The organism is Silanimonas sp., assembly GCF_044377035.1.
Lineage (GTDB): Bacteria > Pseudomonadota > Gammaproteobacteria > Xanthomonadales > Xanthomonadaceae > Silanimonas.
Genome location: NZ_JBILJW010000001.1, coordinates 128,928 through 155,591 on the forward strand (window position 1 = coordinate 128,928; position 26,664 = coordinate 155,591).

The 26,664-nt window shown below is 69.8% G+C and carries 26 protein-coding genes; 15 read left to right on the forward strand and 11 right to left on the reverse strand.

Features of this window, described 5'->3' with window-relative positions:
- Position 1: 1 nt before the first annotated feature.
- A complete protein-coding gene (locus ACIQ6S_RS00630) occupies positions 2–2,467 on the forward strand; it encodes a cyclic nucleotide-binding domain-containing protein (protein ID WP_397606643.1) in 2,466 nt (821 codons plus the stop codon).
- Between the two features lie 33 nt (positions 2,468–2,500).
- Here ACIQ6S_RS00630 and ACIQ6S_RS00635 read toward each other — a convergent pair whose 3' ends face one another.
- The gene (locus ACIQ6S_RS00635; protein WP_397606741.1) at positions 2,501–3,034 is read right to left on the reverse strand and encodes a GNAT family N-acetyltransferase; all 534 of its coding nucleotides are present in this window, start codon (positions 3,032–3,034) and stop codon (positions 2,501–2,503) included.
- A 136-nt stretch (positions 3,035–3,170) separates the two neighbouring features.
- Here ACIQ6S_RS00635 and ACIQ6S_RS00640 point away from each other — a divergent pair, with 136 nt between their 5' ends.
- The 9 genes from ACIQ6S_RS00640 to hisIE are packed head-to-tail and all read left to right on the forward strand — an operon-like array spanning position 3,171 to position 10,903.
- Positions 3,171–3,560 carry a YerC/YecD family TrpR-related protein gene (locus ACIQ6S_RS00640; RefSeq protein ID WP_397606644.1) on the forward strand — a complete coding sequence of 130 codons (390 nt, stop codon included), beginning with the start codon at positions 3,171–3,173 and terminating at the stop codon, positions 3,558–3,560.
- 37 nt (positions 3,561–3,597) lie between these two features.
- On the forward strand, positions 3,598–4,497 hold the full coding sequence (gene hisG, locus ACIQ6S_RS00645; protein ID WP_397606645.1) for an ATP phosphoribosyltransferase: 900 nt from the start codon (positions 3,598–3,600) through the stop codon (positions 4,495–4,497).
- Positions 4,498–4,519: 22 nt separating this feature from the next.
- Positions 4,520–5,818, forward strand: coding sequence for a histidinol dehydrogenase (hisD, locus tag ACIQ6S_RS00650; protein WP_397606646.1), 1,299 nt, complete (start codon positions 4,520–4,522; stop codon positions 5,816–5,818).
- Positions 5,815–6,918, forward strand: coding sequence for a histidinol-phosphate transaminase (gene hisC / locus ACIQ6S_RS00655; RefSeq protein WP_397606647.1), 1,104 nt, complete (start codon positions 5,815–5,817; stop codon positions 6,916–6,918). The genes hisD and hisC overlap by 4 nt, the downstream gene beginning before the upstream one ends.
- 9 nt (positions 6,919–6,927) lie before the next feature.
- Positions 6,928–8,070 (forward strand): bifunctional histidinol-phosphatase/imidazoleglycerol-phosphate dehydratase HisB, encoded by a 1,143-nt coding sequence (gene hisB, locus ACIQ6S_RS00660; protein ID WP_397606648.1) that lies wholly within the window; start codon positions 6,928–6,930, stop codon positions 8,068–8,070.
- The gene (hisH, locus tag ACIQ6S_RS00665) at positions 8,067–8,702 is read left to right on the forward strand and encodes an imidazole glycerol phosphate synthase subunit HisH (RefSeq protein ID WP_397606649.1); all 636 of its coding nucleotides are present in this window, start codon (positions 8,067–8,069) and stop codon (positions 8,700–8,702) included. The genes hisB and hisH overlap by 4 nt, the downstream gene beginning before the upstream one ends.
- 8 nt (positions 8,703–8,710) lie before the next feature.
- On the forward strand, positions 8,711–9,490 hold the full coding sequence (gene hisA / locus ACIQ6S_RS00670) for a 1-(5-phosphoribosyl)-5-[(5-phosphoribosylamino)methylideneamino]imidazole-4-carboxamide isomerase (protein ID WP_397606650.1): 780 nt from the start codon (positions 8,711–8,713) through the stop codon (positions 9,488–9,490).
- A complete protein-coding gene (gene hisF / locus ACIQ6S_RS00675) occupies positions 9,490–10,263 on the forward strand; it encodes an imidazole glycerol phosphate synthase subunit HisF (protein WP_397606651.1) in 774 nt (257 codons plus the stop codon). The genes hisA and hisF overlap by 1 nt, the downstream gene beginning before the upstream one ends.
- The gene (gene hisIE, locus ACIQ6S_RS00680) at positions 10,256–10,903 is read left to right on the forward strand and encodes a bifunctional phosphoribosyl-AMP cyclohydrolase/phosphoribosyl-ATP diphosphatase HisIE (protein ID WP_397606652.1); all 648 of its coding nucleotides are present in this window, start codon (positions 10,256–10,258) and stop codon (positions 10,901–10,903) included. The genes hisF and hisIE overlap by 8 nt, the downstream gene beginning before the upstream one ends.
- On the opposite strand, the gene ACIQ6S_RS00685 is transcribed toward hisIE, so the two are convergent.
- Complete coding sequence (locus tag ACIQ6S_RS00685; RefSeq protein ID WP_397606653.1) at positions 10,893–12,095, reverse strand: diguanylate cyclase domain-containing protein; 1,203 nt, start codon at positions 12,093–12,095, stop codon at positions 10,893–10,895. The genes hisIE and ACIQ6S_RS00685 overlap by 11 nt on opposite strands.
- A 97-nt stretch (positions 12,096–12,192) precedes the next feature.
- On the opposite strand from ACIQ6S_RS00685, the gene ACIQ6S_RS00690 reads away from it, so the two are divergent.
- A complete protein-coding gene (locus ACIQ6S_RS00690) occupies positions 12,193–13,797 on the forward strand; it encodes a calcineurin-like phosphoesterase C-terminal domain-containing protein (protein ID WP_397606654.1) in 1,605 nt (534 codons plus the stop codon).
- A gap of 19 nt (positions 13,798–13,816) precedes the next feature.
- On the opposite strand, the gene ACIQ6S_RS00695 is transcribed toward ACIQ6S_RS00690, so the two are convergent.
- The gene (locus tag ACIQ6S_RS00695; RefSeq protein ID WP_397606655.1) at positions 13,817–14,956 is read right to left on the reverse strand and encodes a glycosyltransferase; all 1,140 of its coding nucleotides are present in this window, start codon (positions 14,954–14,956) and stop codon (positions 13,817–13,819) included.
- A gap of 182 nt (positions 14,957–15,138) precedes the next feature.
- Here ACIQ6S_RS00695 and ACIQ6S_RS00700 point away from each other — a divergent pair, with 182 nt between their 5' ends.
- Positions 15,139–16,218, forward strand: coding sequence for an alkene reductase (locus tag ACIQ6S_RS00700; protein WP_397606656.1), 1,080 nt, complete (start codon positions 15,139–15,141; stop codon positions 16,216–16,218).
- Here ACIQ6S_RS00700 and mtnC read toward each other — a convergent pair.
- The 3 genes from mtnC to ACIQ6S_RS00715 are packed head-to-tail and all read right to left on the reverse strand — an operon-like array spanning position 16,208 to position 18,104.
- Positions 16,208–16,915: an acireductone synthase gene (gene mtnC / locus ACIQ6S_RS00705; protein WP_397606657.1), complete on the reverse strand. Its 708-nt coding sequence runs from the start codon at positions 16,913–16,915 to the stop codon at positions 16,208–16,210. The genes ACIQ6S_RS00700 and mtnC overlap by 11 nt on opposite strands.
- Complete coding sequence (locus tag ACIQ6S_RS00710) at positions 16,912–17,472, reverse strand: 1,2-dihydroxy-3-keto-5-methylthiopentene dioxygenase (protein ID WP_397606658.1); 561 nt, start codon at positions 17,470–17,472, stop codon at positions 16,912–16,914. Before ACIQ6S_RS00710 ends, mtnC begins: the two co-directional genes overlap by 4 nt.
- Positions 17,469–18,104, reverse strand: a complete 636-nt coding sequence (locus ACIQ6S_RS00715) for a methylthioribulose 1-phosphate dehydratase (RefSeq protein ID WP_397606659.1) — start codon at positions 18,102–18,104, stop codon at positions 17,469–17,471. Before ACIQ6S_RS00715 ends, ACIQ6S_RS00710 begins: the two co-directional genes overlap by 4 nt.
- A gap of 136 nt (positions 18,105–18,240) precedes the next feature.
- On the opposite strand from ACIQ6S_RS00715, the gene ACIQ6S_RS00720 reads away from it, so the two are divergent.
- Positions 18,241–18,549, forward strand: coding sequence for a high-potential iron-sulfur protein (locus tag ACIQ6S_RS00720; protein ID WP_397606660.1), 309 nt, complete (start codon positions 18,241–18,243; stop codon positions 18,547–18,549).
- A 52-nt stretch (positions 18,550–18,601) separates the two neighbouring features.
- Here ACIQ6S_RS00720 and rmuC read toward each other — a convergent pair whose 3' ends face one another.
- The 3 genes from rmuC to ACIQ6S_RS00735 form a co-directional block, all read right to left on the reverse strand.
- Positions 18,602–20,143, reverse strand: coding sequence for a DNA recombination protein RmuC (gene rmuC, locus ACIQ6S_RS00725; RefSeq protein ID WP_397606661.1), 1,542 nt, complete (start codon positions 20,141–20,143; stop codon positions 18,602–18,604).
- Positions 20,144–20,261: 118 nt separating this feature from the next.
- Positions 20,262–21,596 (reverse strand): amino acid permease, encoded by a 1,335-nt coding sequence (locus ACIQ6S_RS00730; RefSeq protein ID WP_397606662.1) that lies wholly within the window; start codon positions 21,594–21,596, stop codon positions 20,262–20,264.
- 15 nt (positions 21,597–21,611) lie between these two features.
- Entirely contained in the window at positions 21,612–23,150 is a 1,539-nt protein-coding gene (locus tag ACIQ6S_RS00735) for an amino acid permease (RefSeq protein WP_397606663.1), read from the reverse strand.
- Between the two features lie 142 nt (positions 23,151–23,292).
- On the opposite strand from ACIQ6S_RS00735, the gene ACIQ6S_RS00740 reads away from it, so the two are divergent.
- Entirely contained in the window at positions 23,293–23,838 is a 546-nt protein-coding gene (locus tag ACIQ6S_RS00740) for an NUDIX hydrolase (protein WP_397606664.1), read from the forward strand.
- A gap of 3 nt (positions 23,839–23,841) precedes the next feature.
- Here the strand turns inward: ACIQ6S_RS00740 and yeiP are convergent, their stop codons facing one another.
- Positions 23,842–24,405, reverse strand: coding sequence for an elongation factor P-like protein YeiP (gene yeiP / locus ACIQ6S_RS00745; RefSeq protein ID WP_397606665.1), 564 nt, complete (start codon positions 24,403–24,405; stop codon positions 23,842–23,844).
- A gap of 9 nt (positions 24,406–24,414) precedes the next feature.
- The gene (locus ACIQ6S_RS00750; protein ID WP_397606666.1) at positions 24,415–25,185 is read right to left on the reverse strand and encodes an SDR family NAD(P)-dependent oxidoreductase; all 771 of its coding nucleotides are present in this window, start codon (positions 25,183–25,185) and stop codon (positions 24,415–24,417) included.
- A 101-nt stretch (positions 25,186–25,286) separates the two neighbouring features.
- Between ACIQ6S_RS00750 and ACIQ6S_RS00755 the strand changes: the two genes are divergently transcribed.
- The gene (locus ACIQ6S_RS00755; protein ID WP_397606667.1) at positions 25,287–26,657 is read left to right on the forward strand and encodes an HD-GYP domain-containing protein; all 1,371 of its coding nucleotides are present in this window, start codon (positions 25,287–25,289) and stop codon (positions 26,655–26,657) included.
- The last annotated feature ends 7 nt before the right edge of the window (positions 26,658–26,664 follow it).

Consider the following 26,664-nt stretch of genomic DNA (forward strand, 5'->3'; position numbering starts at 1 on the left):
CATGGCCGTGCGTGCTCACGATCGCCCCGCCGAATACGACGTCGTCATCATCGGCGCCGGGCCGGCTGGCCTCTCCGCCGCCTCGCGTGCTGCCGCCCGCGGCAACCGCTACGTGCTGCTGGAGGCCGCTCCGCACCCGTCGGACACGATCTTCAAGTACCAGAAGGGCAAGCACGTGATGGCCGAGCCCGGGTTCCTGCCGCTGCGCAGCGGCATGAGCTTCGCGGCCGGCAAGCGCGAGACCGTGCTTGGCACCTGGAACGACGAACTCGCCACGCAGGGGATCCACATCCTCCACGGCAAGCGCGTCAACGGCATCGACCGCGACCCGAAGGCCGCGCCGTTCACGGTGCGCTGCGAGGACGGCAGCAGCTACACCACGCGCAACGTCATCCTCGGCATCGGCCTGCAAGGCAACGTGCGGAAGATGGGCGTGCCGGGCGAGGAGCATCCCAACGTCCAGTACACGCTGTCCGACCCGGACGAGTACGAGGGCGAGACGGTGATCGTCGTCGGCGCCGGCGACGCCGGCATCGAGAACGCGATGGGCCTGATCGCGAAGAACACCGTGCACCTGATGAACCGGCAGGAGGAGTTCACGGTCTGCAAGGACGCCAACCGCGACGCCATCCAGGCGCAGGAGCGCGCCGGCAAGGTGCGCATCTGGCATTCGGCCTTCGCCGCGCGCGTCGATCCCCCACCGGCCGATCCGAAGCTCGCGCCGGGTGCGAAGCCGCCGCTGATGAGCTTCGTGTTCAACGGCAAGGTGGGCGAACAGAGCATTCCCTGCCACCGCATCATCGTCCGCGCTGGCGCGATCCCGCCGCGCAAGCTGGTCGAAAGCTTCGGCGTGCAGTTCCCGAACGAGGATCCCTCGGCCATCCCGGTGTTGTCCGAGGCCTACGAATCGAACGTGCCCGGCCTGTTCATCGTCGGCGCGCTGGGCGGCTACCCGCTCATCAAGCAGGCGATGAACCAGGGCCACGAAGTCGTCGACACCCTCAACGGCGACGTGGTCGAGCCGGTCGACGAGCCGTTGCTGCGCGATCGCCTGAAAGCGTGGCGCCCCGGCGTGGCGGCCTCGACCGTGGTCGACGAAATCGGGCGGCACCCCTTGCTCGGAACGCTCACCAAGCTTCAGCGCCGCGAGCTGCTGCTGGAAAGCACCGTCCACGTGCTGCCGAAGGATGCGGTGGTCTTCAAGAAGAACGACTACAGCAACAGCTTCTGGTCGATCATCGGCGGTAACGTGCAGATCGACACCGACGGCGACGAGGGCAACCGTCGCGCCGTCGTGCTCGGCGCCGGGCGCTTCTTCGGCGAGATGGGCCTGCTCTCCGGCCGCCGTCGCACCGCCACCGTGTCGGCCGGCCTGAACTGCGTGCTGATCGAAACGCCGCGCCGCACCATGCTGAAGCTGATGAGCGCTTCCGAGCGCTTGCGCGACAAGATCGACCAGGCCTTCGTGCGCAACGCGGTGTTCAACTACATCGGCCCGCTGCTCGGCACCGAAGTGATCGACGCGATGATCGACCGCGGCGTCACGCTGAAGCGCTTCAACGCCGGGCAGGTGCTGTTCAAGGAAGGCGACGCCGCCGACGGCCTCTACCTGATCCGCCGCGGCTCGGTGGCCGTGTCGAAGCGCATCAAGAGCGAAGACCGCGTTCTCGCGTATGTCAGCGCCGGCAACTACGTCGGCGAAATGGCCATGCTCGACGGCGGTGCGCGCACCGCGACGGTGACGGCCTCGGTGCTGACCGAGGTGCTTGTGTTCGAGGCCGAAGGCATCCGCAAGCAGATCCAGTCCACGCCGGCGCTTCGCAAGGCGCTGGAAGGGATCATGCAGGCGCGCACCGAGCAGAACATCGCCGCCGAGCAGGACGTCGAGGACGGCAGCGCGCTCTCGCGCTTCCTGCTCAAGCAGGGCGTGGGCGATGCCTCCGACCTGCTCGTCATCGACGAAGGCCTGTGCGTCCAGTGCAACAACTGCGAGACCGCCTGCGCCGAGTCGCATGGCGGCACCTCGCGCCTCAAGCGCGAGGCCGGCGCCACCTTCGCCCGCGTGCACCTGCCGGTGGCCTGTCGCCACTGCGAGAACCCGCACTGCATGAAGGACTGCCCGCCCGACGCGATCCGTCGTGGTCCGGCCGGCGAAGTCACCATCAGCGAAGCCTGCATCGGCTGCGGCAACTGCCAGCGCAACTGCCCCTATGGGGTGATCCAGATGGCACCGGAAGCACCGCCGAAGCCCGGGGGTGGCCTGCTGTGGCTGCTGCTCGGCCTCGGTGCCGCGCCGGGCGAGCGCAAGCCCGAAGTCGAAGGCGATGTCGTCAAGAAGGCCGTGAAGTGCGACATGTGCACCGGTATCAAGGGCGGCCCGCGCTGCGTCGATGCCTGCCCGACCGGTGCCGCGAAGCGACTCTCGGCGGAAGCCCTGTTCCGGCAGATCCGCCAGGTCGCGGACTGATCCAGTCCCGCCGCGCCCCGAGGGGCCGGCGGTTCAGAGCGTCTTTTCGATGCGCACGAGGCCCGGCTCGTCCGAGGGCAGTCGACGGAAGCCCAGCTGCTGCGCGAGGTGCAGCATCTGGGTGTTCTCCTGCAGCACGTCGCCGTACACGGCGTCGAGGCGCTTGAGCTTCGCCCAGCGCAGCATCTGCTTCATCAGCAGCGTGCCGAGTCCCTGGTTGGCCAGATAGCGGATCACCAGGATGGCGAAATCGGCCCGTCGTGTGCCGGTGTCGATGGCCGCGCGCACCACGCCGCCCACCAGCGCCTGCCCGGGAGCCTCCGGCTCGGCCAGCACCAGGGCGAACTGCGTCCTTGGATCGATGTGGGTCAGCCGCCGCGCCATCTCCGGCGTCAGCTCGGTCAGCGGGTGCAGGAAGCGCATCCGCACCTCCTCCGGCGTCAGCAGGGCGAATCCCGCACGCAGGGGTTCGGCGTCGGCGGGGAGGATGGGCCGCAGCCAAAGCCGCCGCCCGTCGTCGAGCTGTAGTTCGTCCTGCCAGGGTTTGCCCAAGGGCCGTCGGTGGATCACGGGTGCGCCTCCGCTCAGGTGCCCAGACTCGCGCATCCCCGGCCTGCGGTCGAGATCGTCGGGTGAAGACCGGCCAGTTCATCGCTGTCGGCCTATTGACCAATGTAATAACGCGCTATTACAGTGCGCGCCCATGAAGCGCCGTCCCGCCATCGATCGCTCCCCCGTGTCCGTCGCCACCCCGGTGGCGCCCGGCCCCGGCGTGGGCGCGCGTCTCGACGGGCTGGTCGAGGCCCTGCGCGCCCTGCGCGACGCCGACGAAGTCCGCCGTTTCCTGATCGATCTCTGCACCCCGGCCGAGCTCGAGGCCATGGCTGACCGCTGGGCGGTCGTGCCGGAACTCGCCGAAGGGCGCGCCTATCGCGACATCCACGACCGCACCGGCGTGAGCGTCACCACCGTGGGCCGCGTCGCCCGCTGCTTGTCCCTCGGCGCTGGCGGCTACCGCCTCGCTGCCGAACGCCTCGGGCATCTGTCGCCGGGCGCGGCCTTCGCCGTGCCCGGCCACCACGACACGCCCTGATCCTCCAACCGATTCGCTTTCCCACGGAGCCCGCACCATGCGGACGCACGATCGCCTGCGCATTGCCATCCAGAAATCCGGCCGCCTCTCGGACCCCGCCCGCGACCTGCTCGCGCGCGCCGGCCTGAGCTTCCGCGAGAGCCGCGACCGCCTGTTCTGCTACGGCGAATCGCTGCCCATCGACCTGCTCCTCGTCCGCGACGACGACATCCCAGGGCTGATTGCCGAAGGCGTCTGCGACCTCGGCATCGTCGGCCTCAATGTGCTGGCCGAGCAGGACTACGAGCGGCAGGCGAAGGGCGAGGGCGAGGCCTTCAGCGTCGTGCGCCGCCTCGGCTTCGGCCGCTGCCGCCTCTCGGTGGCCGTGCCGCAGGACTGGGAGTGGCCCGGCCCGCAGCGCCTCGCCGGCCTGCGCTGCGCCACCAGTTACCCGGCGCTTCTCGCCAAATGGCTGAAGGACAACGCCGTCGATGCCGAGCCAGTGCTGCTGTCGGGCTCGGTGGAGATCGCGCCGCGCCTCGGCAAGGCCGAGACCATCTGCGACCTCGTCTCGACCGGCGGCACGCTGGTGGCCAACCAGCTGAAGGAAGTGGCGGTGATCCTCGAGAGCGAGGCGGTCATCGCCGGGCCCTCGAAGCCCTTCAACGACGAGCGCCAGGCGCTGGCCGACCTGCTGCTGCGTCGCCTCGACGGCGTGCTGTCGGTGAAGGCCGCGAAGCTGCTGATGCTGCAGGCCGAGCGCGCCGCACTGGGCGAACTGCTGAAGCTGCTGCCGGACGTGGATGCGCCGCTGGTGACCACGCTCGACGGCGATGGCTCGCGCGTCGCGGTACAGGCGCTGTGTCGCACGGCGGTGACCTGGCAGCGCCTCGAGGACATGAAGAAGGCCGGTGCCAGCGCCCTGATGGTGCTGCCGGTCGAGCAGATGCTGGCCTGAGCACGACGATTGGATGACGACCATGAAGACCCTCGACTGGGCCGGGCTTTCCGCTGACGAGCGCGCCGCCGCGCTTGCGCGGCCGCCCTCGAATTCAAGCGAGGAGCGCATCGCCGCCGTGCAGCGCATCCTCGCGCAGGTGCGCGCCGACGGCGACACGGCGCTGCGCGCGCTGACCCGCCGCTTCGACAACGTCGAACTGGATTCGCTCGAGGTGGGCGCCGCCGAGTTCGACGCCGCCGAAGCGGGCCTCGATCCGGCGCTGCGCGCGGCGATGATCGAAGCCAAGTCGCGCCTCGATGCTTGGCACCGCGCCGGCGCGCCGACGGAGTTCGAGATCGATACCGCCCCGGGTGTGCGCTGCGGCCGCGTGCTGCGCGCCATCGACACCGTCGGCCTGTACGTGCCGGCCGGCTCGGCGCCGCTGCCTTCGACCGCGCTGATGCTCGGTGTGCCCTCGCAGATCGCCGGCTGCCGCGAGGTGGTGGTGTGCACGCCGCCGCGGCCCGACGGCAGCGCCGATCCAGCCGTGCTGGTGGCGGCTCGGCTGTGCGGCGTCCGCCGCGTGTTCAAGATCGGTGGCGCGCAGGCCATTGCCGCGATGGCCTTCGGCACCGAATCCATTCCGCGCTGCGACAAGCTCTTCGGCCCCGGCAACGCGTGGGTGATGCTGGCGAAGTCGCAGGTCACCGCGCTGCCCGACGGCCCGGCCATCGACATGCCGGCCGGCCCCTCGGAAGTGCTGGTCATCGCCGATGCCGGCGCCAATCCGGCCTTCGTGGCCGCCGACCTGCTGGCGCAGGCCGAGCACGGCCCCGATTCGCAGGTGGTGATGGCCACGGACAACGCGGCCTTCGCGGCGGCCGTCGAGGCCGAAGTGAAGGCGCAGGTCGCGCGCCTGCCGCGCGAGGCCATCGCCACGAAGGCCCTGGACTTCGCCCGCCTCATCGTCGTGCCCACGTTGGACGAGGCCTTCGCGATCAGCAATGCCTACGGCCCCGAGCACCTGATCGTGCAGCTTCGCGAGCCGCGGGCGTGGCTGTCGAAGATCACCTGCGCCGGGTCGATCTTCCTCGGCGACTTCGCGCCGGAATCACTGGGCGACTACTGCTCCGGCACCAACCACGTGCTGCCCACCGGCGGTGCGGCGCGGGCGTGGAGTGGTGTCTCCGTGGCGAGCTTCCAGCGCAGCATCAGCGTGCAGCAGGTGAGCCGCGAGGGCCTGCGCGCCATCGGTCCCTGTGCCGTCACGATGGCTCGCGCGGAGTCGCTCGAAGCCCACGCGCAATCGGTCGTCCAGCGTCTGGAGGCCTCGGCATGAACGTGCTCGATCTCGTCCGCACCGACCTGCGCGATTTCGGCGGCTACGGCTCGGCGCGCAAGACCGGCCTCAAGGGCCGCGTCTGGCTCAACGCAAACGAGAGCCCGTGGGCCTCGCCCGCCGATCCGGGGCAGGGCCTCAACCGCTACCCCGAGCCGCAGCCGGCTGCGTTGCGGGCGCGCCTCGCGGCGCTCTACGGCGTGCCCGAGGACAGCCTGCTGATGACGCGCGGCAGCGATGAAGGCATCGACCTGCTGACGCGCGCGCTCTGCCGCGCCGAGCGCGAGGCGATCCTCGTTTCCCCGCCGGTGTTCGGCATGTATGCCGTGTCGGCGCGTGTGCAGGGTGCGCCGGTGGTCGAAGTTCCGCTGGTCGACGATGGCGACCGCTTCCGTTTCGACATCGACGCCGCCCTGCGCGCTCTGGAACTGTCCGTCGCCAAGGCGCCGGTCAAGATCCTCTACGTCTGCTCGCCGTCGAATCCGACCGGCGGCGCGGTATCGAACGCTGACCTCGAGCGCCTGCTGCGCGGTGTCGCTGGCCGCGCGCTGGTCGTGGTCGACGAAGCTTATGGCGAGTACAACGAGGCACCCGGCGCGCTTGCGCTGCGCGAGCGCTTCCCGAACCTCGTCGTGCTGCGCACGCTGTCGAAGGCTTATGCGCTCGCCGGCGCGCGGCTCGGCATCACCATCGGTGACCCCACGCTGATCCGCGTGCTCGCCGCCATCGCTCCGCCGTACCCGCTGGCGTCGCCGGCCGTCGCCTTGGCGCTCGATGCCGTGTCGCCCTCGGCCGCCGACGAGGCGAAGCGTCGTGCCGGTCGCATCGTCGCCGAACGCGGCCGCGTGGCCGAAGCGCTGCGCGGGCTCGACGGCGTGCGCGCCGTCTACGCCTCAGACGCCAACTACCTGCTGGTGCGCTTCGCCGATGCCGAGGCCGCCATGCAGGCCTTGCTCGCCGCGGGCGTCGTCGTGCGCGACCAGCGCGCGGCGCCCCAGCTCAAGGATGCCCTGCGCATCACCATCGGCACCGCGGAGGAGAACGACGCGATGCTCGCCGCCCTTGCTGCCCTCCCTGCGCGCGTCGCCGCGACGGCCTGAGACCCTGCCATGCCCCAGAAGATCCTGTTCATCGACCGCGACGGCGTGCTCATCGACGAGCCCGCCGACGAGCAGATCGATGCCTTCGAGAAGTTCCGACTCACCCGCGGCTGCATCGCCGCCCTGCAGAAGCTCCGCGACGCCGGGTTCCAGTTCGTCATGGTGAGCAACCAGGACGGGCTCGGCACGCCGAGCTTCCCGCGCGAGGCCTTCGAGGGCCCGCAGCGCCTGTTGCTGCAGATCCTCGAATCGCAGGGCATTACCTTCCGCGAAGTGCTCATCGACGAGAGCTTCGCGCGCGAGAACCTGCCCACGCGCAAGCCCGGCATCGGCATGGTCATGCACTACCTGCGCGACCGCGACATCGACCTCGCGAACAGCGCGATGGTCGGCGACCGCGAAACGGACATGCAGTTCGCCACCAACCTCGGCGCGCGCGGTTTCCGCTTGAAGGACGGCCACTACGACTGGGCGGGGATCGCGCACGCGCTCACCGCCTCGCCGCGCACGGCCACCGTCGAGCGCACCACGAAGGAGACGAAGATCACCGTGCAGGTCGACCTCGACCGCGCGAGTGAGCCGGCCATCGCCACCGGCCACGGCTTCTTCGACCACATGCTGGAACAGCTCGGCAAGCACGGCGGCTTCGGGCTCGCGGTGCGCTGTGCCGGCGACCTGCACATCGACGAGCACCACACCGTCGAGGACTGCGCGCTGGCCATTGGCCAGGCGTTGAAGCAGGCGCTGGGCGACAAGCGCGGCATCGGCCGCTACGGCTTCGATGGTGGCGAAGGGCAGGGCGGCGAACCCGCGTCGGCTGGCGCGGAGGCTTTCGGTGCCGACGCCCGCGCGGCCTTCGCGCTGCCGATGGACGAAACCCGCGCTGCGGCCGTGGTCGATTTCTCCGGCCGGCCGTACTTCGTCTTCGATGGGACGTTCCCGCGCACCGAGGTCGGCGGACTGGCCACCGAGCTGGTGCCGCACTTCTTCCGCTCGCTCTGCGAGACGTCCGGCCTGAACCTGCACCTGCAGGTGCGGGGCGAGAACACGCACCACATGGTCGAAGCCTGCTTCAAGGTCGTCGCGCGCGCGCTGCGCCTCGCGATCCGCCGCGAAGGCACGGCGCTGCCGAGCACCAAGGGCGTGCTGTGACGGACACGTTGCCCGCCCTCGATGCCTCGCGCATCCGGCTGGTGCTGCTGGATTCCGGCGGCGCCAACCTGGGCTCCGTGCAGGCCGCGTTCGCGCGGCTCGGCGTGGAGGCGCCGGTCACCAGCGACGCGCAGCGCATCCGCGCGGCGACCCACGTGCTGCTTCCCGGCGTCGGCGCCGCGGGCCCGGCGATGGCGCGGCTGCGCGCCAATGGGCTGGACCGCCTGATCCCCACGCTTACGCAGCCGTTGATGGGCATCTGCGTGGGCATGCAGCTGCTCTTCGAGCATTCGGTCGAGGGCGAAGTCGCCTGCCTCGGCCTGCTGCCGGGCCGCGTCGAGCGCCTGCCGGAATCGCCGGGCGTGCGCGTGCCGCACATGGGCTGGAACCGGCTGCAGGCCGCGTCGGCCGAAGCCGCGTCCCACCCGCTGATGGTCGGGCTCGACGGGCGGCATGCCTACTTCGTGCACAGCTACGCGTATCGCGGCGACGCGAACGCGCTGGCCACCAGCACGCACGGCGATCCGTTCACCGCCATTGCCGCCCGTGGCCACGTCATGGGGGCGCAGTGCCACCCCGAGCGCAGCGCCGCGACCGGCGCGCGCCTCCTCCGCAACTTCCTCTCGCTCTAGGCGTCATCGTGTCCTTCATCCTCTATCCCGCCATCGACATCCGCGAAGGCCGCGTCGTGCGTCTCCGCCAAGGTGACTACGACGCCGAGACCCGCTACGCCGACGATCCGCTGGCACTCGCCAAGCGCTACGCCGACGCCGGCGCCGAGTGGCTGCATCTCGTCGACCTCGATGCCGCCAAGGCCGGCGGCTGGACGCTCGCCCCGCTCGTCGAGGCGATCCGCCGCGAGACCACGCTGAAGGTGCAGACCGGCGGTGGCGTTCGCGACGACGGTGACGTTCTGACCATCCTCGGGGCGGGCGCCTCGCGCGTCGTCATCGGTTCGCTGGCCGTCCGGCAGGCGAACCGGGTGCTCGGCTGGCTGGAGCGCTTCGGCGACGATCGGATCACCATCGCTCTCGACGCCCGCGCGGACGACGCCGGCGTATTCCGCTTGCCGGTGCATGGTTGGACCGAGGCCTCGGGCCTCGCGCTGTTCGACCTGCTCAAGCGCTATGCCGACACCGGCCTGCGCCACCTGCTGTGCACCGACATCGCGCGCGACGGCATGCTCGCGGGCCTCAACCTCGACCTCTACCGGGAGATCGCCACGCGCTTCCCCGAGGTTTCGGTGCAGGCCTCGGGCGGCGTAGCCTCGCTCGACGACGTCCACGGAGCCCTCGCGGCCGGCGCGGGCGGTGCCATCCTTGGCAAGGCGCTGTTGGACGGCCGGTTCACCTTGGCCGAGGCCATCGCCGCGATCGATGCCAAGGGCGCCGCGGTGGGCCCGTCGAAGGAAACCGCCTGATGCTCGCGCGACGCCTCATTCCCTGCCTCGATGTCCGCGACGGCCAGGTCGTCAAGGGCGTGCGCTTCCGCGACCACGTCGTGATGGGCGGCATCGAGGAACTCGCCCTGCGCTATCGCGATGAAGGCGCGGACGAGCTGGTGTTCTACGACATCACCGCCAGCCCCGAGGGCCGCAGTGTCGATCGCACGTGGGTGGAGCGCGTCGCGAGGATCATCGACATCCCGTTCTGCGTGGCCGGCGGCATCCGCTCGGTCGAGGATGCACGGGCGATCCTCAATGCCGGCGCCGACAAGGTCTCGGTGAACTCGCCGGCGCTCGAGCGTCCGGAGCTGGTCGACGAACTGGCCGCCGCGTTCGGCGTGCAGTGCGTGGTGGTCGGCGTCGATTCGCTGAAGGACGCCGACGGCGAATGGCGAGTGCGCCAGTACACCGGCGACCCCTCGAAGACGAAGGCGCTGGGCCGTCGCACGCTGGACTGGGTCCGCGAGGCGCAGGGGCGTGGCGCCGGCGAGATCGTCCTGAACTGCATGGGCAGCGACGGTGCGAAGACCGGCTACGACCTTGAACAGCTGGCCGCCGTGCGCGCCATCTGCCGCGTGCCACTGGTCGCTTCGGGCGGTGCCGGCGCGATCGAACACTTCGTCGATGCGTTCCGCGTGGCCGACGTCGATGCCGCGCTTGCCGCATCGGTCTTCCATTCGGGTACCGTGCCGATCCCTGAGCTCAAAGCCCGCCTCGCCGAGGCCGGCATCGAGGTGCGACGTGACTGAACCCACCCCCGGCGCCCCGGCGCCCTTCGATCTCGACGCCCTCGACTTCGCGAAGCAGGGCGGCCTGCTGCCGGCCATCGTGCAGGACGCGCGCACGCGCCGCGTGCTGATGCTCGGCTACATGAACCGCGCCGCCGTCGAGGCGACGGTCGCCACCGGCAAGGTCACGTTCTTCAGCCGCAGCAAGAACCGGCTGTGGATGAAGGGCGAGACCTCGGGCGACATCCTCGAGTTCGTCGCCATCACCACCGACTGTGATGCCGACGCGCTGCTGGTGCAGGCCATCCCGCATGGGCCCACCTGCCACTTGAAGCGGGCGAGCTGTTTCCCCGATGCCCCGGGCAGCGTGCTGGCCGAACTCGAAGCCACCATCGAGCAGCGCGAGCGCGAGCGCCCTCCGGGCAGCTACACGACGACGCTGTTCGAATCCGGCGTGCGCAAGATCGCGCAGAAGGTCGGCGAAGAGGGTGTCGAAACGGCGTTGGCCCTCGTCGCGCAGGATGACAAGGCCGTGCTCGACGAGGCGGCCGACCTGCTGTTCCACACGCTCGTGGGTCTTCGCGCACGCGGCCTCGGCCTCGGCGACGTCGAGCACGTGCTGTCGAAGCGGCATCAGGCCAAGGCGCGCGTCACTGGCTGACGTCGCGCTTCGGCGCAGCGTCGGTCGTTCCCCCGGCGCCCGCCGTGCAGACGCGGTCGCGGCCACTGCCCTTCGCCGCGTAAAGCGCGCGGTCGGCGCGCCGCATCAACGCCTCGATGGAGCCCAGTCCGAAGCCGCTGGCGATGCCGATACTGACCGTCGCACGGATCTTCTCCCCATCGTGGTCGACCTCGAGGCGGCGGACCGCCTCGAGTACTTTCTCGGCGACGCGCTCCCCTGCCTCGGGGTGCGCGTCCACCAGCAGGGCGATGAATTCCTCTCCGCCGATGCGGGCGACACGGTCGGATTGGCGCACGCTGCTCTGCACGGCCTGCGCGAACCGCTCGAGGTAGACGTCCCCCGCCGCGTGGCCGAGGCGGTCGTTGATGGACTTGAAGTGGTCGATATCGAGTGCCAGCACCACGACGGGTGTTTCGGCCGGAATACGCATGACCAGCATGGCGAGTTCATCCTCGAGCCCGCTGCGGTTCAGGCAGTGCGTCAGGGCATCGGTGCGCGAACGTCGAACGAACACCACGAGGGCGCGGAAGCTCGCGAGCATCATCACGCACAGGTTGATCGTGTTCCACAGCGCAAGGTCGAGCCAGACCCAGTCCGCGTAGTTGGGGACGAGGACCGGGCCCGAACCGGTCCACTCCTGCACCGACCCGATGGCGTAGAGCGGCACCAGCGCCGCGATGCAGGCGCCGGCCGCGATCGCCGGCACGCGGTACGGGGCCTGTTGGCGACGCAGGAGGACGACGGCCAATCCCACGAGGCCGAGGCTGTTGGTCAGGTCCGATGACAGCTTCAGCGGGTCGATGCCCGGCCAGGGCAGCAGCGCCGATAGCAGGAGCACGACGGCGAAGCCCGATGCGACGACGGTGATGCGCGGACGACGCGGATCCTCGAGCAATCGGGCCATGCCATCGGCCATCGCCGCGCATCCGGCGGTCGAAGCGAGGAGCGCCGACCAAGCGATCCAGGGACGCTGCGAGGCGGGCACCCCGGCATCCAGCATGAGGATGAACAGGCTTGCGCCGGCGGTGAAACCGATGTGGCCGAAAGCGTAAAGGACGGCACCGCGCAGCGCCGGGTGCCGCGAGACGGCCACCAGCGACATCATCAACATGCAGAACGCCAAAGCGACGGCGCAATCGGCGATCAGCGAGTGCAGCAGGTCGGAACCCATCCTTCCTCCAGAGGCGCCGCGGTGCACTTGACCCAGCCGGGCGAAGCCTACCGTCCCTGCACCGTATCATTCCCGCCGGTCCCCTCAAGCCCGCCGAATGGCCTTGTCCGCCTTCCGCCTGATCGCCCCCTTCCGCAGATACGGCCGTGTCCACGGCCTTGCCCTCGCGCTGGCTCTGGTCGTGGTGGCGGATGCCGTCGCCATGTCGTCACCCGAGCCGATGCTGTCCGGCCAGGTGTTCGTTGACGCCAACGGCAACGGCCAACGCGATGCCGGCGAGCGAGGCTTGGTCGGCGTGTCGGTCGCGCAGGGCGCGACGCTGTCGAAGAGCGACGCGGACGGACGATTCGGGCTCCCGCTGGCCCCGGGTTCCGACCTGCCGGTCTTCGTCGTAAAGCCCGCGGGCTATCGCCTGCCCCTCCGCGCTGACGGCCTGCCGGACTTCTGGCGCCCCGCGGGAACGGCGGCTTGGGACATCGCCTTGAGCGAAGCGCCTGTGCGACCGCCTTACGACGTGCGCTTGTTCGGCGATCCCCAGCCGAAGAACCGCGCCGATGTGGACTACTTCGAGCGCGACATCGTCGCCGACGAAGCCCGCCTTCCTCGTGCGCGCCTCGGCGTCTCGCTCGGCGACATCGTCCACGGCAACCTCGCCCTGCTGCCGGCCATGGCCCGTGCCACCGCGGCGACGCGCACCCCGTGGCTGCACGTCAGCGGCAACCACGATCGCGACCATGGCGCGGCCACCGACGAGGCGTCGCTCGACAGCTTCCGGCAGGTCTTTGGTCCCGACACCTTCGCGTGGGAGGAGCCCGGCCTCGCGGTGGTCGTGCTTGACAACGTCATCCACCAGCCCGGCAGCGGCGTGCCGGCGCGCTATGTCGGCGGATTGCGCGAGGCGCAGTTCCGCTTCCTCGAGGCGTGGTTGCCGACGGTGCCCGGCGAGGCGCTGCTCGTGCTGGCGATGCACATCCCGCTGTTCGACGACGACCCGGATCCCGCCATCGACTCCTTCCGCGACGCGGACCGCCAGCGGCTGTTCGACCTGCTGGAACGGCGCGCCAACACGTTGGTGCTCTCCAGCCACACGCACATCCAGCAGCATCGCTGGCATGGCGCCGAGGCCGGTTTCGCTGGCGCCACGCCCTTGCACGAGTACAACGTGGGCGCGGCCTGCGGCGCGTTCTGGACGGGGGTGAAGGATGTGCGCGGCATCCCCGACACGCGCATGGCCGACGGCACGCCCAACGGCTACGCCACGCTCACCGTCCAAACGGAGGGTCGCTACGCGCTGCGATGGCACGTGGGCGGCGCAGCCGATGATCCGCCCTTCGGCTTGCACGCGCCGAAAGTGCTGCGCCGTGGCGCGTGGCCGGGCTTCGGTGTCTACGCGAATGTCTGGATGGGCGATGCCGACACGCGCGTGGATTACCGCGTGGGCGGTGGCGAATGGCAGCCCATGCGCCGCGTCGAGCGCGCCGACCCCGAACTGCGGGCCATCAATGCCGACGATGACCGCAGCGATGTCCTGCGGGGCTATGACCGCGCGCCGGAAGCCATTCTCTCGCCGCACCTGTGGCGTGGCGCGCTGCGGACCGACCTGCCGGCAGGCGAGCACGAGGTCGAGGTGCGCGTCTTCGACCGCTGGCGTGGCGAGCTGCGCCGCAGCACGCGCTATCGGTTGGCCGACGTCGAGCCCTGAGGCAGGCTCGGCGCGGGGCTCAGAGCAGGATCGGCAGCAGGCTGGCTTTGGCGGCCAGCAGCAGAACGAAGCCGGCCTTCGCCCACTGCCAGGCGTCGTGCCGGCCTGGCGCGCGCCCGCGATCGGCCCATTCCGCCGCGGCGATGCGCGCGCGACGGAGGGTTTCCTCGATCCGGGCGTCCTCGCTGAACCGCGTGGTGGCTTCATGCTGGGCCGCCGAGCGGATCGCGCGTGCCTTCTCGGCGGGCAGCGCATGCACATCGGCCAAGGTGCGCTTCCATGCGGCCGCATCGCCTTCCGGCACGAGGAAGCCCGTGCGCCCGTGATCGATGTAGATCCGCGACGACATCGCATTCGTCGCCACGACGATGGCGCCGAGGGCCATTGCGTTGCAGATCGTCTGGTCGGCGGTGCAGCGCTGAAGTCCCGGCGTGATCGCCATGGCGAACACCCGGCTGTCGGCCACCGCCTGCCAGTAGGTCCGGAAGGTCCAGTCGCTGACGACTTCGACGTTCGGGAGGTCGGCGGCCCAAGCCTTGACCTGCGCCGTCACCGGCGAGGGTGGCAGGCCGATGCGCAGGGTCCAGGGCTCGCCGCGCACCGCCTCGAGCAGGGTGCGGTAGTCGCGGTAGCTGTGCCCACCGGTGACGATGGCCTCGCCGGGTTCGGCCTGCCGCTGCAGGTCGTAGCCCGTGAGCGAGGTCGACCACGGCAGTGGCTTCACCACGGCGTCCGGCAGGCCAAACACCGACACGTAGAGCGGGATCTCTTCGCGCGAATGGGGCTGGACTTCGGCCAGCAGGCGACGGCCGAGCCAGAGCGGCAGGCGCTGCGCCAGCCGGTGCAGCCACGCGTTTCCCGGCTGCCAATGCGCATCCACGATCAGGTGCGGGGCGGTGATCCACGGGCACAGGGACGCGAGCGCCAGATAAACGAGGTCGGCCCGTTCGCCGCCATTGATCAGCACCGCGTCGGCCGAGCCGGCGCGGCGCAGGAGGCGCGAGATCACCGACGGGTCCGGCACGCCCATGCGTTCCCAAGCCCGCCGCCAAGGGCCCGGGCGAGGCGAAGGCGAGGCCGCCACCGTCTCCACGCTGGACGTCCAGCGCGGCGACTTATGGAAGGGCAGGGTGGAGACGATGCGTGTCACCGGGGACATCCGTGATCCGAGTGTGCGTTCCCTCACAGTTTATCGGGGCCGCCTTCCGGCCCGGTGCACGGCCGTGTGAAAAGTCGTGGCAGCCGGCCGCGAAACGCTGCGTTCCGCCGGCGGACCCTCGCCAGCGCTTGGGAGCTGGCCGCGGCGCCCGCACCTTCGGATTCCCAACCTGCGGAGCCGCCATGAGCCCCCTGTTCACCCCGATCACCGCTGGCGCGATCACCCTGCCGAACCGCATCGCCATGGCGCCGTTGACCCGCGCCCGCGCCGGCCGCACCCATATCCCGAACGCGCTGATGGCCGAGCACTATGCGCAGCGCGCCGGCGCCGGCCTGCTGATCGCCGAGGCGACCATGGTCTCGGCGGACGCCAGCGCCTTCACGGGTGAACCCGGCATCTTCGACGAGGCCTGCGTGGCGGGTTGGAAGGGCGTGACCGACGCCGTGCACGCGAAGGGCGGCCGAATCGCGCTGCAGCTCTGGCATCCGGGCCGAGCCGCCCATTCGCTGCTCGACGGCGGCCGCCAGCCGGTCTCCAGCAGCGACCGCGCCATCCAGGGCGACACCATCCACACGCCGGACGGCCCGAAGCCCTACGAAGTGCCGCGACGTCTCGACGTCACCGAGCTGCCGGGGATCGTCGACCTGTTCGTGGAGGGGGCCAAGCGCGCGATCCGCGCAGGCTTCGACGGCGTGCAGATCCACGGCGCCCACGGCTACCTGATCGACCAGTTCCTGCGTGACAGCGTCAACGACCGCACCGACGGCTACGGCGGCAGCATCGAGAACCGTGCCCGCCTGCTGCTGGAAATCGTGGATGCGGTGTCCGCCGAGGTCGGCGCCGGCCGCGTGTCGGTGCGTATTTCGCCGCTGGTCGCCTACAACGACATCCGCGACAGCCAGCCGGTGGCGCTGGTCGAGTACGTGGCCCGCGAGCTGGACGCGCGCGGCATCGGCTTCCTCGAGATCCGCCACGGCGACCAGTCGCTGCCGGAGGAGCAGGCCGTCGGTGCGGCGGCCCGCCGGAGCTTCCGCGGCCCGCTGTTCCTTAACGGTGGCTTCGACGCGGTGTCCGCCGCCGAGGCCATCGCTTCGGGCCGCGGCGACGTCATCGTGTTCGGCAAGCCCTTCATCAGCAATCCGGACCTCGTCGATCGCCTTCGCACGAACGCGCCGCTGGCCGAAGTGGACTTCTCGACGCTCTATTCGCCGGGCCCCAAGGGCTACACCGATTACCCGGCGCTGGACGCCGTCACGGCGTGATGGCCGCGAAGCTCTCCACGAGGCGGTGGCCGTTGGCCATCGCTTCGCGCGGGGTCGGGTAATCGTTGCGACGGTCGAGCAGCACGGTGCGAAGGCCCGCCTCGCGGGCCGCATCGAGCTCCTCGACCACGTCGGAGAGGAAGAGGATGTGCGAGGGCGCCACGCCGATGTCGGCGGCGATGTGGCGGTAGCTGCCGACCTCGCGCTTGCCGCCGATCTCGGTGTCGAAATAGCCGGAGAACAGTGGCGTGAGGTCGCCCACGTCGCTGTGGCCGAAGAACAGCTTCTGCGCCGGAACCGAGCCTGAGCTGTAGACGTAGAGGTCGTGACCCGCGGCCTTCCAGCGCTTCAGCGCGTCGCCCGCGTCGGCGTAGACGTGCGCCCGGTATTCGCCCAGCGCGTAGCCCTCGGCCCAGAGTTGGCCCTGGATGGCCTTCAGCGCCGTGTGCTTGCGGTCCTCGTCGATCCAGGCGAGCAACTGCTGGACCGCGGCTTCGTCGCGTGAATCGTGGTGCGGGTGGCCGATCTCGAGCGCGACGGCGTCGAGCCACTTGCGGATCTCGGGCTCGTGGCGGCGCGACTCGACGAAGCCCGGGAGGGCGGCGCGAGCGTAGGGGAACAGCACATCCTTGACGAAGGCGATGCTGCTCGTCGTGCCCTCGATGTCGGTGAGGATGACGGTGGGGGGCGTGTTCAAGCCAAAGCCTCGCCGCGTTCGAAGCGGGGGAAGCGCTGCGCGATGTCGCTGCCGGTGAAGTTCGCGACCCAGCCTTCGACGTTGGTGAACAGGCGGATGGCGATGAAGAACGGCTCCGGGCCCATGTCGAACCAGTGCGTCGTGCCGTCCGGCACGCCGATCAGGTCGCCGGCCTCGCACAGGATCTCGTAGACCTTGCCGCCCACGTGCAGGGTGAACAGGCCCGAGCCCGCCACGAAGAAGCGCACCTCGTCCTCGCTGTGCGTGTGCTCGTTGAGGAACTTCTGGCGCAGCGCGTCCTTCTGCGGGTGGTCGGCCGTCAGGCTGATCACGTCGACGGCCTTGTAGCCGCCCTCGGCCATCAGGCGATCAATGTCGCCCTTGTACGCGGCGATCACCTCGTCCTGCGAGGCGCCCGGCTTCACGGGCGCGTTGGCAGCCCAGTGCTCGAAGCGCACGCCGATCTTCGCGAGTTCCGCGGCGATGGCGCTGTGCTCGCGGGTTTCGAGCAGCACGGTGGACGGGTCGGTGTCGTTGAACAGGCGGATGCGGCTCATGCGTGCAGTCTCCGGAGCTCGAGTTCGCAGGAAAGGAGGAATTCGAAGGCATCGAGGTGGCGGCGGGCCTCTGCCATGTCGCGGCCCCACGCGTACAGGCCGTGGCCTTCGATCAGGTAGCCCCACAGCGGGCCGCGGTCGAGTTCGGCCTCGACCATCGCGGCCAGCGCCGGCATGTCCTGCGAGTTCGGCAGCACGGGCACGCGTACCGCGCCTTCGTGGGTGTCGTTGCCGCGGAAGGCCTTCTGCAGCTCGTAGCCCTCGAAGGTGATGTGGCCGTGCTTGGCGAACAGGCGCGAGGCGATCGTCTGCGTCTTCGAGTGTGTGTGCAGGATGCAGCCCACGTCGGCGAAGCGGCGATAGAGCTGCGTGTGCAGCAGCGTTTCGGCCGAGGGGCGCTTGTCGGTCGCGACCGGGCGGCCGTCGAAGTCGACGACCATGATGTCGTCCTGCACCAACCGGCCCTTGTCGCGGCCGGATACCGTGATCGCGCAGTGCTGCGCGTCGAGGCGCTGCGAGAAGTTGCTGCTCGTGGCGGGCGTGAGGCCGGCGTGCGCGAGCTCGCGGCAGTTCGTGATCAGGCTGCCGGCGGCGTCGGCGAGACGGTGCGGGTCGTAGGGGAGGGCGCTCATGGGCGAAGTTTAGGGTGCGCCGGGTGAATGGGCCATTCGCGATGCGAAGCATTCGCCAATGGGCTTGCGGGTCGTCAAGTGTCCGCGACGCGAAGCGGACTAACGTGTCGGTGAGCCAACCCACCGGGAGAGCCCCATGGATACACCGAACCGTCGTCGTTTCCTGCAGCTGGGCGCCGTCGCCCTGGCCGCGCCTTTCGCCGCCCGTCTCGCCATTCCGGCGGCGCAGGCGCAAACCCTGCCCAAGCTGCCTGCCGACCACCCGCAGGGCAAGGCGCTCGCCTACATCGACGATGCGTCCAAGACCACGCATGCCAGCTTCAAGCCGGGCAGCAATTGCTTGAACTGCCAGTTCTACACGGCCGCCAACCAGGGTTGCACCCTGTTCGCTGGCTTCAGCGTGGAGCCGAAGGGCTGGTGCGCGGCCTGGGCGAAGAAAGCCTGATCGACCCGCCCCGTCCGCCGTGGCGGACGGGGTTCCCCGGGGATCTCGCCCCTCAGGAGGCGTCCGGCGGGCTGTCGAGCAGCGGCAACGCGCCGGGGTCTGCGCCGGCCACCGGCAAGAGGTCCTCGTGGAGCGGTCGCTTGCCTTTGGCGCCGGCCTCGACAAGGCGACGGGCGCGCGCGACGACCGATTGCGGCGACTCCGACAGGCGGTTCCGCGCCGTCTTGAACGCCTTCTGGCCGGCATCGAGCTTGGCTTCGATCTCGTCGAAGTCCGCAATGAAGGACGAGAGCGCGTCGAGCAGCTTGCCGGCCTCGTCGCCGATGATGCCGACCTGGCGCTGCAGCTTGTCGCGCGTCCACAGCCGTTCGACGACACGCAGCATCGCCATCAGCGTGTTCGGTGAGACGAACACCACCTTGCGCTCGAAGGCCTCGGCTTGCAGGCCCGGATTGAATTCGAGTGCGGCGGCCAGCGCCCCTTCGATCGGCACGAACATCACGGTGAGGTCGAGCGACTTTCCGCCCATCGCCTTCGGGTAGTTCTTTTCGGCGAGGTCGCGCATGTGGCCGCGCAGCGCGGTGGTGTGTCGCGCCAGGGCCTCCTGGTGCGCTGCAGGCGTGTCGGCGTTGCAGGCCTCCGCCCAGGCGACGAGGTTCACCTTGGCGTCGACGACCACCTGACGGTCGTCCGGGAGGTGCACCAGCACGTCGGGGCGCAGCAGGCTGCCACTGTCCTCGTCGCGCGCGCTGTTCTGCTTGACGTAATTGCGGCCTTCCTCGAGGCCCGAAGCCTTCAGCACGGTGTCGAGGATCATCTCGCCCCAGTCGCCGCGCGTCTTCGCGTTGCCCTTCAGTGCGCGCGCGAGGTCGTCGGTCGAGGTCGCCATCCGCTGATTGAGCTGCTGCAGCTGCTCGATGGAGCCGCGCAGCGTGTGCACCGTTGCGGTCTGGTCGGTGCCCAGCTTCCGCAGCTCGGCCTGGAACTCGTTGAGTTTCGTCGCGAACGGCGTGAGCGCGGACTCGAGGCCCACTTTCGAGGCGACCGCGGAATCGCCGATCTTGCGGTCCAGGGCCACGGCCTTTTCGTCGAACACCTTGCTGGCCACTTCGATGAAGGCGCTACTGAGCTTGGCCTGCGCGTCCTCGAGGAAGGCCTTGGCCTGCTCGCGCGAGGAGATCGCGGCGTCGCGTTCCGCCGCCGCCGCCGCCAGCGACGACGACAGCGTCCTCGCTTCAAGCTGCGCCGCGTCCATCCGGCCGCGGGTCTCTTCGGCGTTGCGTTCTGCTTTCGCCTGCGCCTCGCGGGCGGCGTCGAGCTGCGCGAGGGCGCCGGCCTCGCGCGCGGTGGTGGCGGTCAGCTCGTCGCGCAGGCCGCGCAGCGAGGACTCGGCTTCCGCCACGCGCCGCTCCATGTCCGGCAGGCGGGCCGCATCGCGCAACAGGCCGTCGATGCGCGATTGCTGCTCGCCGATCTGTGCCTCCAGCTGCGTCGCGCGCTCTTCCAGTGCCCGGCGGCGGCGCCACTGCCCGATCGCCACCGCGCAGGCGGCCACGAGCAGGGCCAGCAGGGTGGCCGGGATCCCGAGGTTCATCGATGCGTCGTCCATACGCCGCCATTCTAGGCGCGTGACGTCTCACGGGCGGAGACGGAAAACGAAAACGGCGCGGAGAACCGCGCCGTCGTCGTGGGCTGGCGTTGCCGCCGGCCGATCAGGGCGTCGGCGCGGTTCGCGATCCGAACAGGCGGAAACCGCCCCAGGCCAGCAGGGCGATCAGTGCCGCACCGGCCACCATCTTCAGCGGCGAGGAGACGATCAGCAGGGCGCAGGCGATGAGCGCGCCGATGCCGAGCAGGCGGTCACCGCTGGAAGGACGCCGCGCGGGCGTTCCCAGCAGCAGGCTCAGGCCCGCTGCCGCATAGGCGAGGACCACCAGCAGTACGACCATGCCGACGATGTCGCCGAACTGCGACGCCACCGTGTCGCTGATGGTGATGAAGGCGATGGCGCTCATGCCGACGGCCACGGCGAACAGGCCCCAGCCCGCGGCGCCGTTCGGGCGCAGCACACCGAAGATCCGCGGCAGGTAGCCGCGCTGCGCGGCACGCGCACCGGATTCACCAGAGACGAGCATCCAGCCGCCGAGCGTGCCGGTGGCCTTCAGCGCGGCGGCGGCGGCGATCATCGGTACCGCCCAGGCACCGAAGATCTGTCCGGCCACTAGGGCGAACGGGGCGCTCGACGCAGCGAGTTCCTGCGCAGGCACGATGCCCATCACCAGCACGGACGAGACGAGGTACACCGTGCCGGCGATGCCGATGCCGGCCAGCGTCGCGCGCGGCACGTTCTTCTCCGGATCGCGGACGATGCCGGCGACCATCGCGCCGGTCTCCAGCCCGACGAAGGCCCAGAACACCGGGGCGAGGGCCGAGAACATCAGCGCCAGGTCGGACTGCGGGTTCGGTACGCCGTTGTCGCCGACGTTCCAGGCTTCGCCGCTGGTATTCCAGGCCGACAGGAACAGTTCGCCGTCGAAGCGGCCCCAGCCGCCCAGCAGCACCGCGGCGACCGGCAGCAGGCCGAAGATCACGCACATCGACTGGAAGCGGGCCACGCCACGCGGACCGAACAGGTTGATGGCGAACATCGTCCAGATCAGCACCAGCTGGCCGAACAGCTGCACCGTCGAGTTGCCGCCGTCGAGCGGCAGCAGGGTGACGAGGTAGCCGAAGGCCGCGACGGCGATGGCGTTGTTGCCGATCCACGAGCTCAGCCAGTACAGCGCGGTGGCGAGGAAGCCCATGTCGCGGCCGAGCGCCGGACGCACGTAGTCGTCCGGCGATTCGAGGTTGGGGTAATCGCGGGCGAGGCGCGAGAACGCCCCGCCGAGGAAGGCCGCGATGACCGTGCAGGCCAGCCAGCTCAGGGCGGTCACGCCGCCCTGCGTCGCCAGCGTGGCCGGCAGCAGGAAGAACCCCGAGCCGATCATGTTGTTGGCCACCACGAAGGTGGCCAACACCGGCCCGATCTTGCGAGCGTCAGTCATCGCGGGGCTGCTCCGTCAGGCCTTGCGCAGCTTGCTGTTGCGGAAGCCGTAGAAGAAGTAGATCAGGAAGCCGAGCACGGTCCAGCCCGTCATCACCTGCCAATGGTCGGCGAACGGCTGGATGAACAGGTACAGGCACGAGATCACGGCGATCGGCACCACCAGCCACACGCCCCACACGCGGAACGGGCGGGCCAGTTCCGGACGGGTGTAGCGCAGGATCAGGACGCCGGCCGAGACGGTGGCGAAGGCGAGCAGGGTGCCCATCGAGACGAGGTCGCCGAGGAAGCTCAGCGGCAGGAAGCCGGCCATCACGGCCGCGAAGATGCCCACGATGATGGTGCCGACGTAGGGCGTGCCGTACTGCGGGTGCACCTTCTCGAAGGCCTTGGGCAGCAGGCCGTCCTGCGCCATCGCGTAGAAGATGCGCGGCTGGCCCATGAGCATGACGAGGATCACCGAGCTCAGGCCGGCGATGGCGCCGATCTCGACGATGTGCTTCAGCCACTCCAGCTGCGGGTAAGCCTGCATCGCCGTGGCGATCGGCTTCGAGGTGCCCAGCTCGGTGAAGGGCAGCAGGCCCGTCATCGTGGCGGCCATCGCGATGTACAGGATGGTGCAGAACACCAGCGAACCGAGGATGCCGATCGGCATGTCGCGCTGCGGGTTCTTGGCTTCGCCGGCGGCGGTCGAGACGGCGTCGAAGCCGATGTAGGCGAAGAACACCACGGCGGCGCCGCGGATCACGCCATCCATGCCGTACTGGGCGTGGCCGGCGGTTTCGACGGTCGGCGGGATCATGGCGATCGCGCTCGGGTCGGTGGCGCAGGCCGCGACCAGCTTGGCCGCGAGTTCGGCGCTGAGCAGGCCGCCGCTCTTGGCGACGGCCGTGCAGGCGTTCCAGTTCTCAGGGTTGATGAACTGGAAGGCGAAGCCCAGGAACAGCACGATCACGGTGACCTTGATGAACACGATCAGCGCGTTCACCCAGGCGCTCTGGGTGATGCCGCGGTAGCAGAGCGCGCTGATGGCCGCCACGATCAGAACGGCCGGCAGGTTCAGCGTGGCGCCGGTGCTGACGAAGCTCTTGGTCTCGGCGACGAAGGTGTAGGGGGCCTGCGAGAGCGCGTCGGGGAAGGCCATCCCGAAGGTCGAGAGGAAGCTGTTGAGGTAACCCGACCAGCCCACGGCCACCGTGGAGGCGGCGAACAGGTATTCGAGGACAAGGTTCCAACCGATGAACCAGGCCACGACCTCGCCCATCGTGCTGTAGGTGTAGGAGTAGGCCGAGCCGGACACCGGCATCATCGCCGCGAACTCCGCGTAGCAGAGGCCGGCGAAGGCGCAGGCGAGGCCGGCCATCACGAAGCTCAGCATCACGCCGGGGCCGGCGTAGTTCGCCGCTGCGGTACCCGTCATCACGAAGATGCCCGCGCCGATGATCGCGCCGATGCCGAGCAGGAACAGCTGGCGTGCGCCGAGCACGCGCTTGAGGCCAGTGTTCGCGAAGGCGTTCGCGTCGACCGGCTTGATGGCAAACAATTGGTTGAGCATCCCGAGATCCCCTGGGTGGTGCGGTGTGGAACAAGCTGGAGTGTCGCCGCCCGATTCCCCTGGAACGCGGGCAACGGCGAACCATACCCGGGGCAGTCACGGGGCGGCAATACATTCCCTTCACGTCGGCGATAATGGTGCGATGGACCCGAAGATCGCCGAATTCATCGACAGCCTGGCGCGATATGCGCGGACCTGTCCCGAACATCGCTCATTGGCGGACGATTACGCCGGATTCGCGGCCCTTGCGCCCGACGTCTTCACCCGCGCGCACCTCGCGGGGCATTTCACTGGCTCGGCCTTCGTGGTGTCCGCCGACGGTGAGCGGGCGCTGCTGCTCCACCACGCCAAGCTCGACCGCTGGCTGCAGCCGGGCGGCCATGCGGATGGCGAGATCGACCTCGCGGTCGTCGCCCTGCGGGAGGCGGAGGAAGAGACCGGCCTGTCCGGGCTGGTGGTGGAGCCGGCCATCTTCGACCTCGACCGCCACGGCATCCCGGCCCGCGGCGCGGAGCCGGAACACTGGCACTGGGACGTCCGCTTCGTGGTGCGCTGCACCAGCGGCGAGACGCCCCGGATCAACAGCGAATCCCGCGCCTTCGCCTGGCGGGCCATCCGGGACTTCGCCGGCGACGGGTCGCTCGACCCGTCGATCCGGCGGATGGCGGCGCGCTGGCTCGCGCGCTGAGGCTCAGGCGCGGCCGCTGAACTCGCCCGTCGCGGTGTTGATCAGCACCTTCTCGCCATTGCTGATGTACTCCGGGACCATGATCTCGACACCGGTGCTGAGCTTGGCCGGCTTCGGGCGCTTGGTGGCCGTGCCGCCCTTCATTTCCGGCGGCGTATCGACCACTTCCAGCGTCACCGTGGCCGGCAGCTGCAGCGCCACCGGCGCGTCGTCGATGGTCTGGATGTAGCAGCCGGTGAGGCCGTCGGTGATGTAGCCCGCGGCCTCGCCGATCGCCTCCGGGTCCAGCGTGTACGGGGTGTAGTCCTCGTCGTCGAGGAATACGAAGGCCTCGCCGTCCTTGTACGAGAAGCTGGCCGCGCGGCGCACCAGGTCGACTTCCTTCAGTTCGTCGTCGGAGCGCAGCGACAGGTCCAGCTTGGTGCCGCCGGGCACCGAGTACATCGTGAAGCGGAAGGTGACGTTGCCGCCGCGCGCCTGCGGAGAGCTGCGCTCGATGTCGCGGATCTGGTACACGGTTCCGTTGTGATCAACAACGTTCCCCTTCTTGATTTCGAAAGCCTTCATGGGATGCCCTTATTTCGGCTGCATGCGGATGGCGCCATCGATGCGGATGGTTTCGCCGTTGAGGTAGCGGGTCTGGAGGATGAAGCCCACGGTTTCCGCGAACTCCTCCGGCTTGCCGAGGCGCGACGGGTAGGGCACCTGGGCGCAGAGGCTCTGGTACACGGCCTCGGGCATGCCATCGACCATCGGGGTGTGGAACACGCCCGGGGCGATGGTCATGACGCGAACGCCGATGCGGGCGAATTCGCGGGCCATCGGCAGGGTCATGCCGACCACGCCGCCCTTGCTGGCCGCGTAGGCGGCCTGACCGATCTGGCCCTCGTAGGCCGCGACAGACGCGGTGTTGACGATGACGCCGCGCTCGCCGTCTTCACCCGGCTCGTTGCCTTGCATCAGCGCCGCCGCGGCCTTGGCCACGTTGAAGCTGCCGACGAGGTTCACCATCACCGTGGTGGCGAAGGTCGAAAGCGGCATCGCGCCTTCCTTGCCGAGCACGCGGCCCGCCCCGAGGATGCCGGCGCAGTTGATCGCGGCGTTCAGGCCGCCCATCGCGTCCTTCGCCGCCTGCACGTTGGCCGCCACGCCGGCCTCGTCGCTGACGTCGGTGCGGAAGAAGTGCGCGTTGCCGGCGCCGAGTTCGGCCACGGCGGCCGCGCCGCGCTCGGCGTTGACGTCGAACAGGGCGACCTTGCCGCCGTTCGCCACGAGGAATTTCGCCACGGCGAAGCCGAGGCCGGAGGCGCCGCCGGTGACGACGGCGCGGACATGGTTCAGATGCATGGGGGTGCTCCGGAAAAGACGCCGGATTTTAACCGAGCCCGCTGCCCGGCCGTGGGCTTCCCGGGCACACTGGCGCCATCGCGTCGAGGTCGGGAGGGGGCATGGAGCGGATCGCGGTCGAGCGCCTGCGGGTGGGGCTGTGGGTGTCGATGGAGAACGTCCCCGGCACTGGCTTCCTGTTGCGCAGCGAAGCACAGATCGCCACCTTCGCCCAGGTGGGCGTGAGCCACGTCTGGCACGAGCCGGAGCGCAGCGAGGTGGCGCCCTTGCCGGAGCCCGAGTCCGTGCCCGAGCCCGAGCCGGTGCCTGACGACCGGCCGGGCCTTGCGCCTGCGGACGGAGGCGGCTTCGAGGCGGTGTCCGGCCCGACCATCGCCGGCGGCGGCATCGAGATCGTCGCGGCGGCCGAACCCGAGCGGATCGAGGGCGGCGCGGTCGAGCGTGGCGCCCGTGTGTCGGGCTTCGACGACGAGCCAGCGACGGCACCCCCGACCGACGCGCTCGACGCGCAGCGGCAGAGCCTCGACCGCTGCGAGCGCCGCTTCAGCGCGGTCTCGAAGGCGTTCCGCAATGTGCTGCAGAACGTCCGCGCCCAGCCCGAGGAGGCGCGCGCCATCGCGGAGGTCGAAGTCGGCGGCATGGTGCGCGCGGTGCAGCAGGAACAGGACGTCGCCATCCGCCTGCTCTCGGAAAAAGCCGGCCAGGAGACGGCGCTGCATGCCATCAACGTGTCGGTGCTCTCGGTGCTGCTCGGACGGGCCATGGGCCTCGACGACGCGATGATCGAGGCCATCGGCGTGGGTGCGCTGCTGCATGACGTCGGCAAGATCGAACTGCCGGACGTCATGCGCGGCAAGGCCGACTCGCCGAACCCGACGGAACGCCGCATGTTCCAGAGCCACGTCGAGCACAGCCGCAGCCTTGCCGAGAAGATGGGCCTCGGGGAGGCCGCGGCGGCGATCGTCGCCCAGCATCACGAGGCCAGCGACGGCAGCGGGTATCCACAGGCACTGAAGGGCGAGGCCATCCACCCGGCCGCGCGCGTGGTGGCCCTCGTGAACCACTACGACAACCTGTGCAATCCGCCGAACCCGATCCACGCGCTGACGCCGCATGACGCGATCGCGGCGGTCTACCGGAAGACGAAGGAGAAGTTCGACGTCGCCGCCCTGAACGCCTTCGTCCGGATGATGGGCATCTACCCGCCTGGCTCGGTGCTGCACCTCTCCGACGGCCGCTTCGCACTGTCGGTGGCGGTCGACCCCGCCAACGCGATGAAGCCGAAGGTGCTGATCCACGACCCGGCCGTGCGGCCCGAGGATGCGCTCATCGTGCCGTTGGCCGAGCATCCGGAGCTCTCGATCCAGCGGGCCATCAAGCCGATGGCCCTGCCGCGTGCGGCCTTCGACTACCTCCAGCCGCGCAAACGCACCAGCTTCTTCATCGAATCGAAGGCCCGGCGTTTCGGCTGAGCGGCGT

What these genes read in the sequence shown, in the direction of transcription:
- rmuC (WP_397606661.1), bottom strand. Translation starts at nt 20,143, where the DNA reads ATGAACCTCGGGATCCCGGCCACCCTGCTGGCCCTGCTCGTGGCCGCC.
- ACIQ6S_RS00715 (WP_397606659.1), bottom strand. Translation starts at nt 18,104, where the DNA reads ATGAGCGCCCTCCCCTACGACCCGCACCGTCTCGCCGACGCCGCCGGC.
- ACIQ6S_RS00740 (WP_397606664.1), top strand. Translation starts at nt 23,293, where the DNA reads ATGGACCCGAAGATCGCCGAATTCATCGACAGCCTGGCGCGATATGCG.
- ACIQ6S_RS00720 (WP_397606660.1), top strand. Translation starts at nt 18,241, where the DNA reads ATGGATACACCGAACCGTCGTCGTTTCCTGCAGCTGGGCGCCGTCGCC.
- hisF (WP_397606651.1), top strand. Translation starts at nt 9,490, where the DNA reads ATGCTCGCGCGACGCCTCATTCCCTGCCTCGATGTCCGCGACGGCCAG.
- hisD (WP_397606646.1), top strand. Translation starts at nt 4,520, where the DNA reads ATGAAGACCCTCGACTGGGCCGGGCTTTCCGCTGACGAGCGCGCCGCC.
- hisC (WP_397606647.1), top strand. Translation starts at nt 5,815, where the DNA reads ATGAACGTGCTCGATCTCGTCCGCACCGACCTGCGCGATTTCGGCGGC.
- ACIQ6S_RS00695 (WP_397606655.1), bottom strand. Translation starts at nt 14,956, where the DNA reads ATGTCCCCGGTGACACGCATCGTCTCCACCCTGCCCTTCCATAAGTCG.
- ACIQ6S_RS00700 (WP_397606656.1), top strand. Translation starts at nt 15,139, where the DNA reads ATGAGCCCCCTGTTCACCCCGATCACCGCTGGCGCGATCACCCTGCCG.
- ACIQ6S_RS00690 (WP_397606654.1), top strand. Translation starts at nt 12,193, where the DNA reads ATGGCCTTGTCCGCCTTCCGCCTGATCGCCCCCTTCCGCAGATACGGC.
- ACIQ6S_RS00710 (WP_397606658.1), bottom strand. Translation starts at nt 17,472, where the DNA reads ATGAGCCGCATCCGCCTGTTCAACGACACCGACCCGTCCACCGTGCTG.
- ACIQ6S_RS00750 (WP_397606666.1), bottom strand. Translation starts at nt 25,185, where the DNA reads ATGCATCTGAACCATGTCCGCGCCGTCGTCACCGGCGGCGCCTCCGGC.
- ACIQ6S_RS00640 (WP_397606644.1), top strand. Translation starts at nt 3,171, where the DNA reads ATGAAGCGCCGTCCCGCCATCGATCGCTCCCCCGTGTCCGTCGCCACC.
- hisG (WP_397606645.1), top strand. Translation starts at nt 3,598, where the DNA reads ATGCGGACGCACGATCGCCTGCGCATTGCCATCCAGAAATCCGGCCGC.
- ACIQ6S_RS00730 (WP_397606662.1), bottom strand. Translation starts at nt 21,596, where the DNA reads ATGACTGACGCTCGCAAGATCGGGCCGGTGTTGGCCACCTTCGTGGTG.
- ACIQ6S_RS00735 (WP_397606663.1), bottom strand. Translation starts at nt 23,150, where the DNA reads ATGCTCAACCAATTGTTTGCCATCAAGCCGGTCGACGCGAACGCCTTC.
- ACIQ6S_RS00685 (WP_397606653.1), bottom strand. Translation starts at nt 12,095, where the DNA reads ATGGGTTCCGACCTGCTGCACTCGCTGATCGCCGATTGCGCCGTCGCT.
- yeiP (WP_397606665.1), bottom strand. Translation starts at nt 24,405, where the DNA reads ATGAAGGCTTTCGAAATCAAGAAGGGGAACGTTGTTGATCACAACGGA.
- ACIQ6S_RS00630 (WP_397606643.1), top strand. Translation starts at nt 2, where the DNA reads ATGGCCGTGCGTGCTCACGATCGCCCCGCCGAATACGACGTCGTCATC.
- ACIQ6S_RS00755 (WP_397606667.1), top strand. Translation starts at nt 25,287, where the DNA reads ATGGAGCGGATCGCGGTCGAGCGCCTGCGGGTGGGGCTGTGGGTGTCG.
- hisB (WP_397606648.1), top strand. Translation starts at nt 6,928, where the DNA reads ATGCCCCAGAAGATCCTGTTCATCGACCGCGACGGCGTGCTCATCGAC.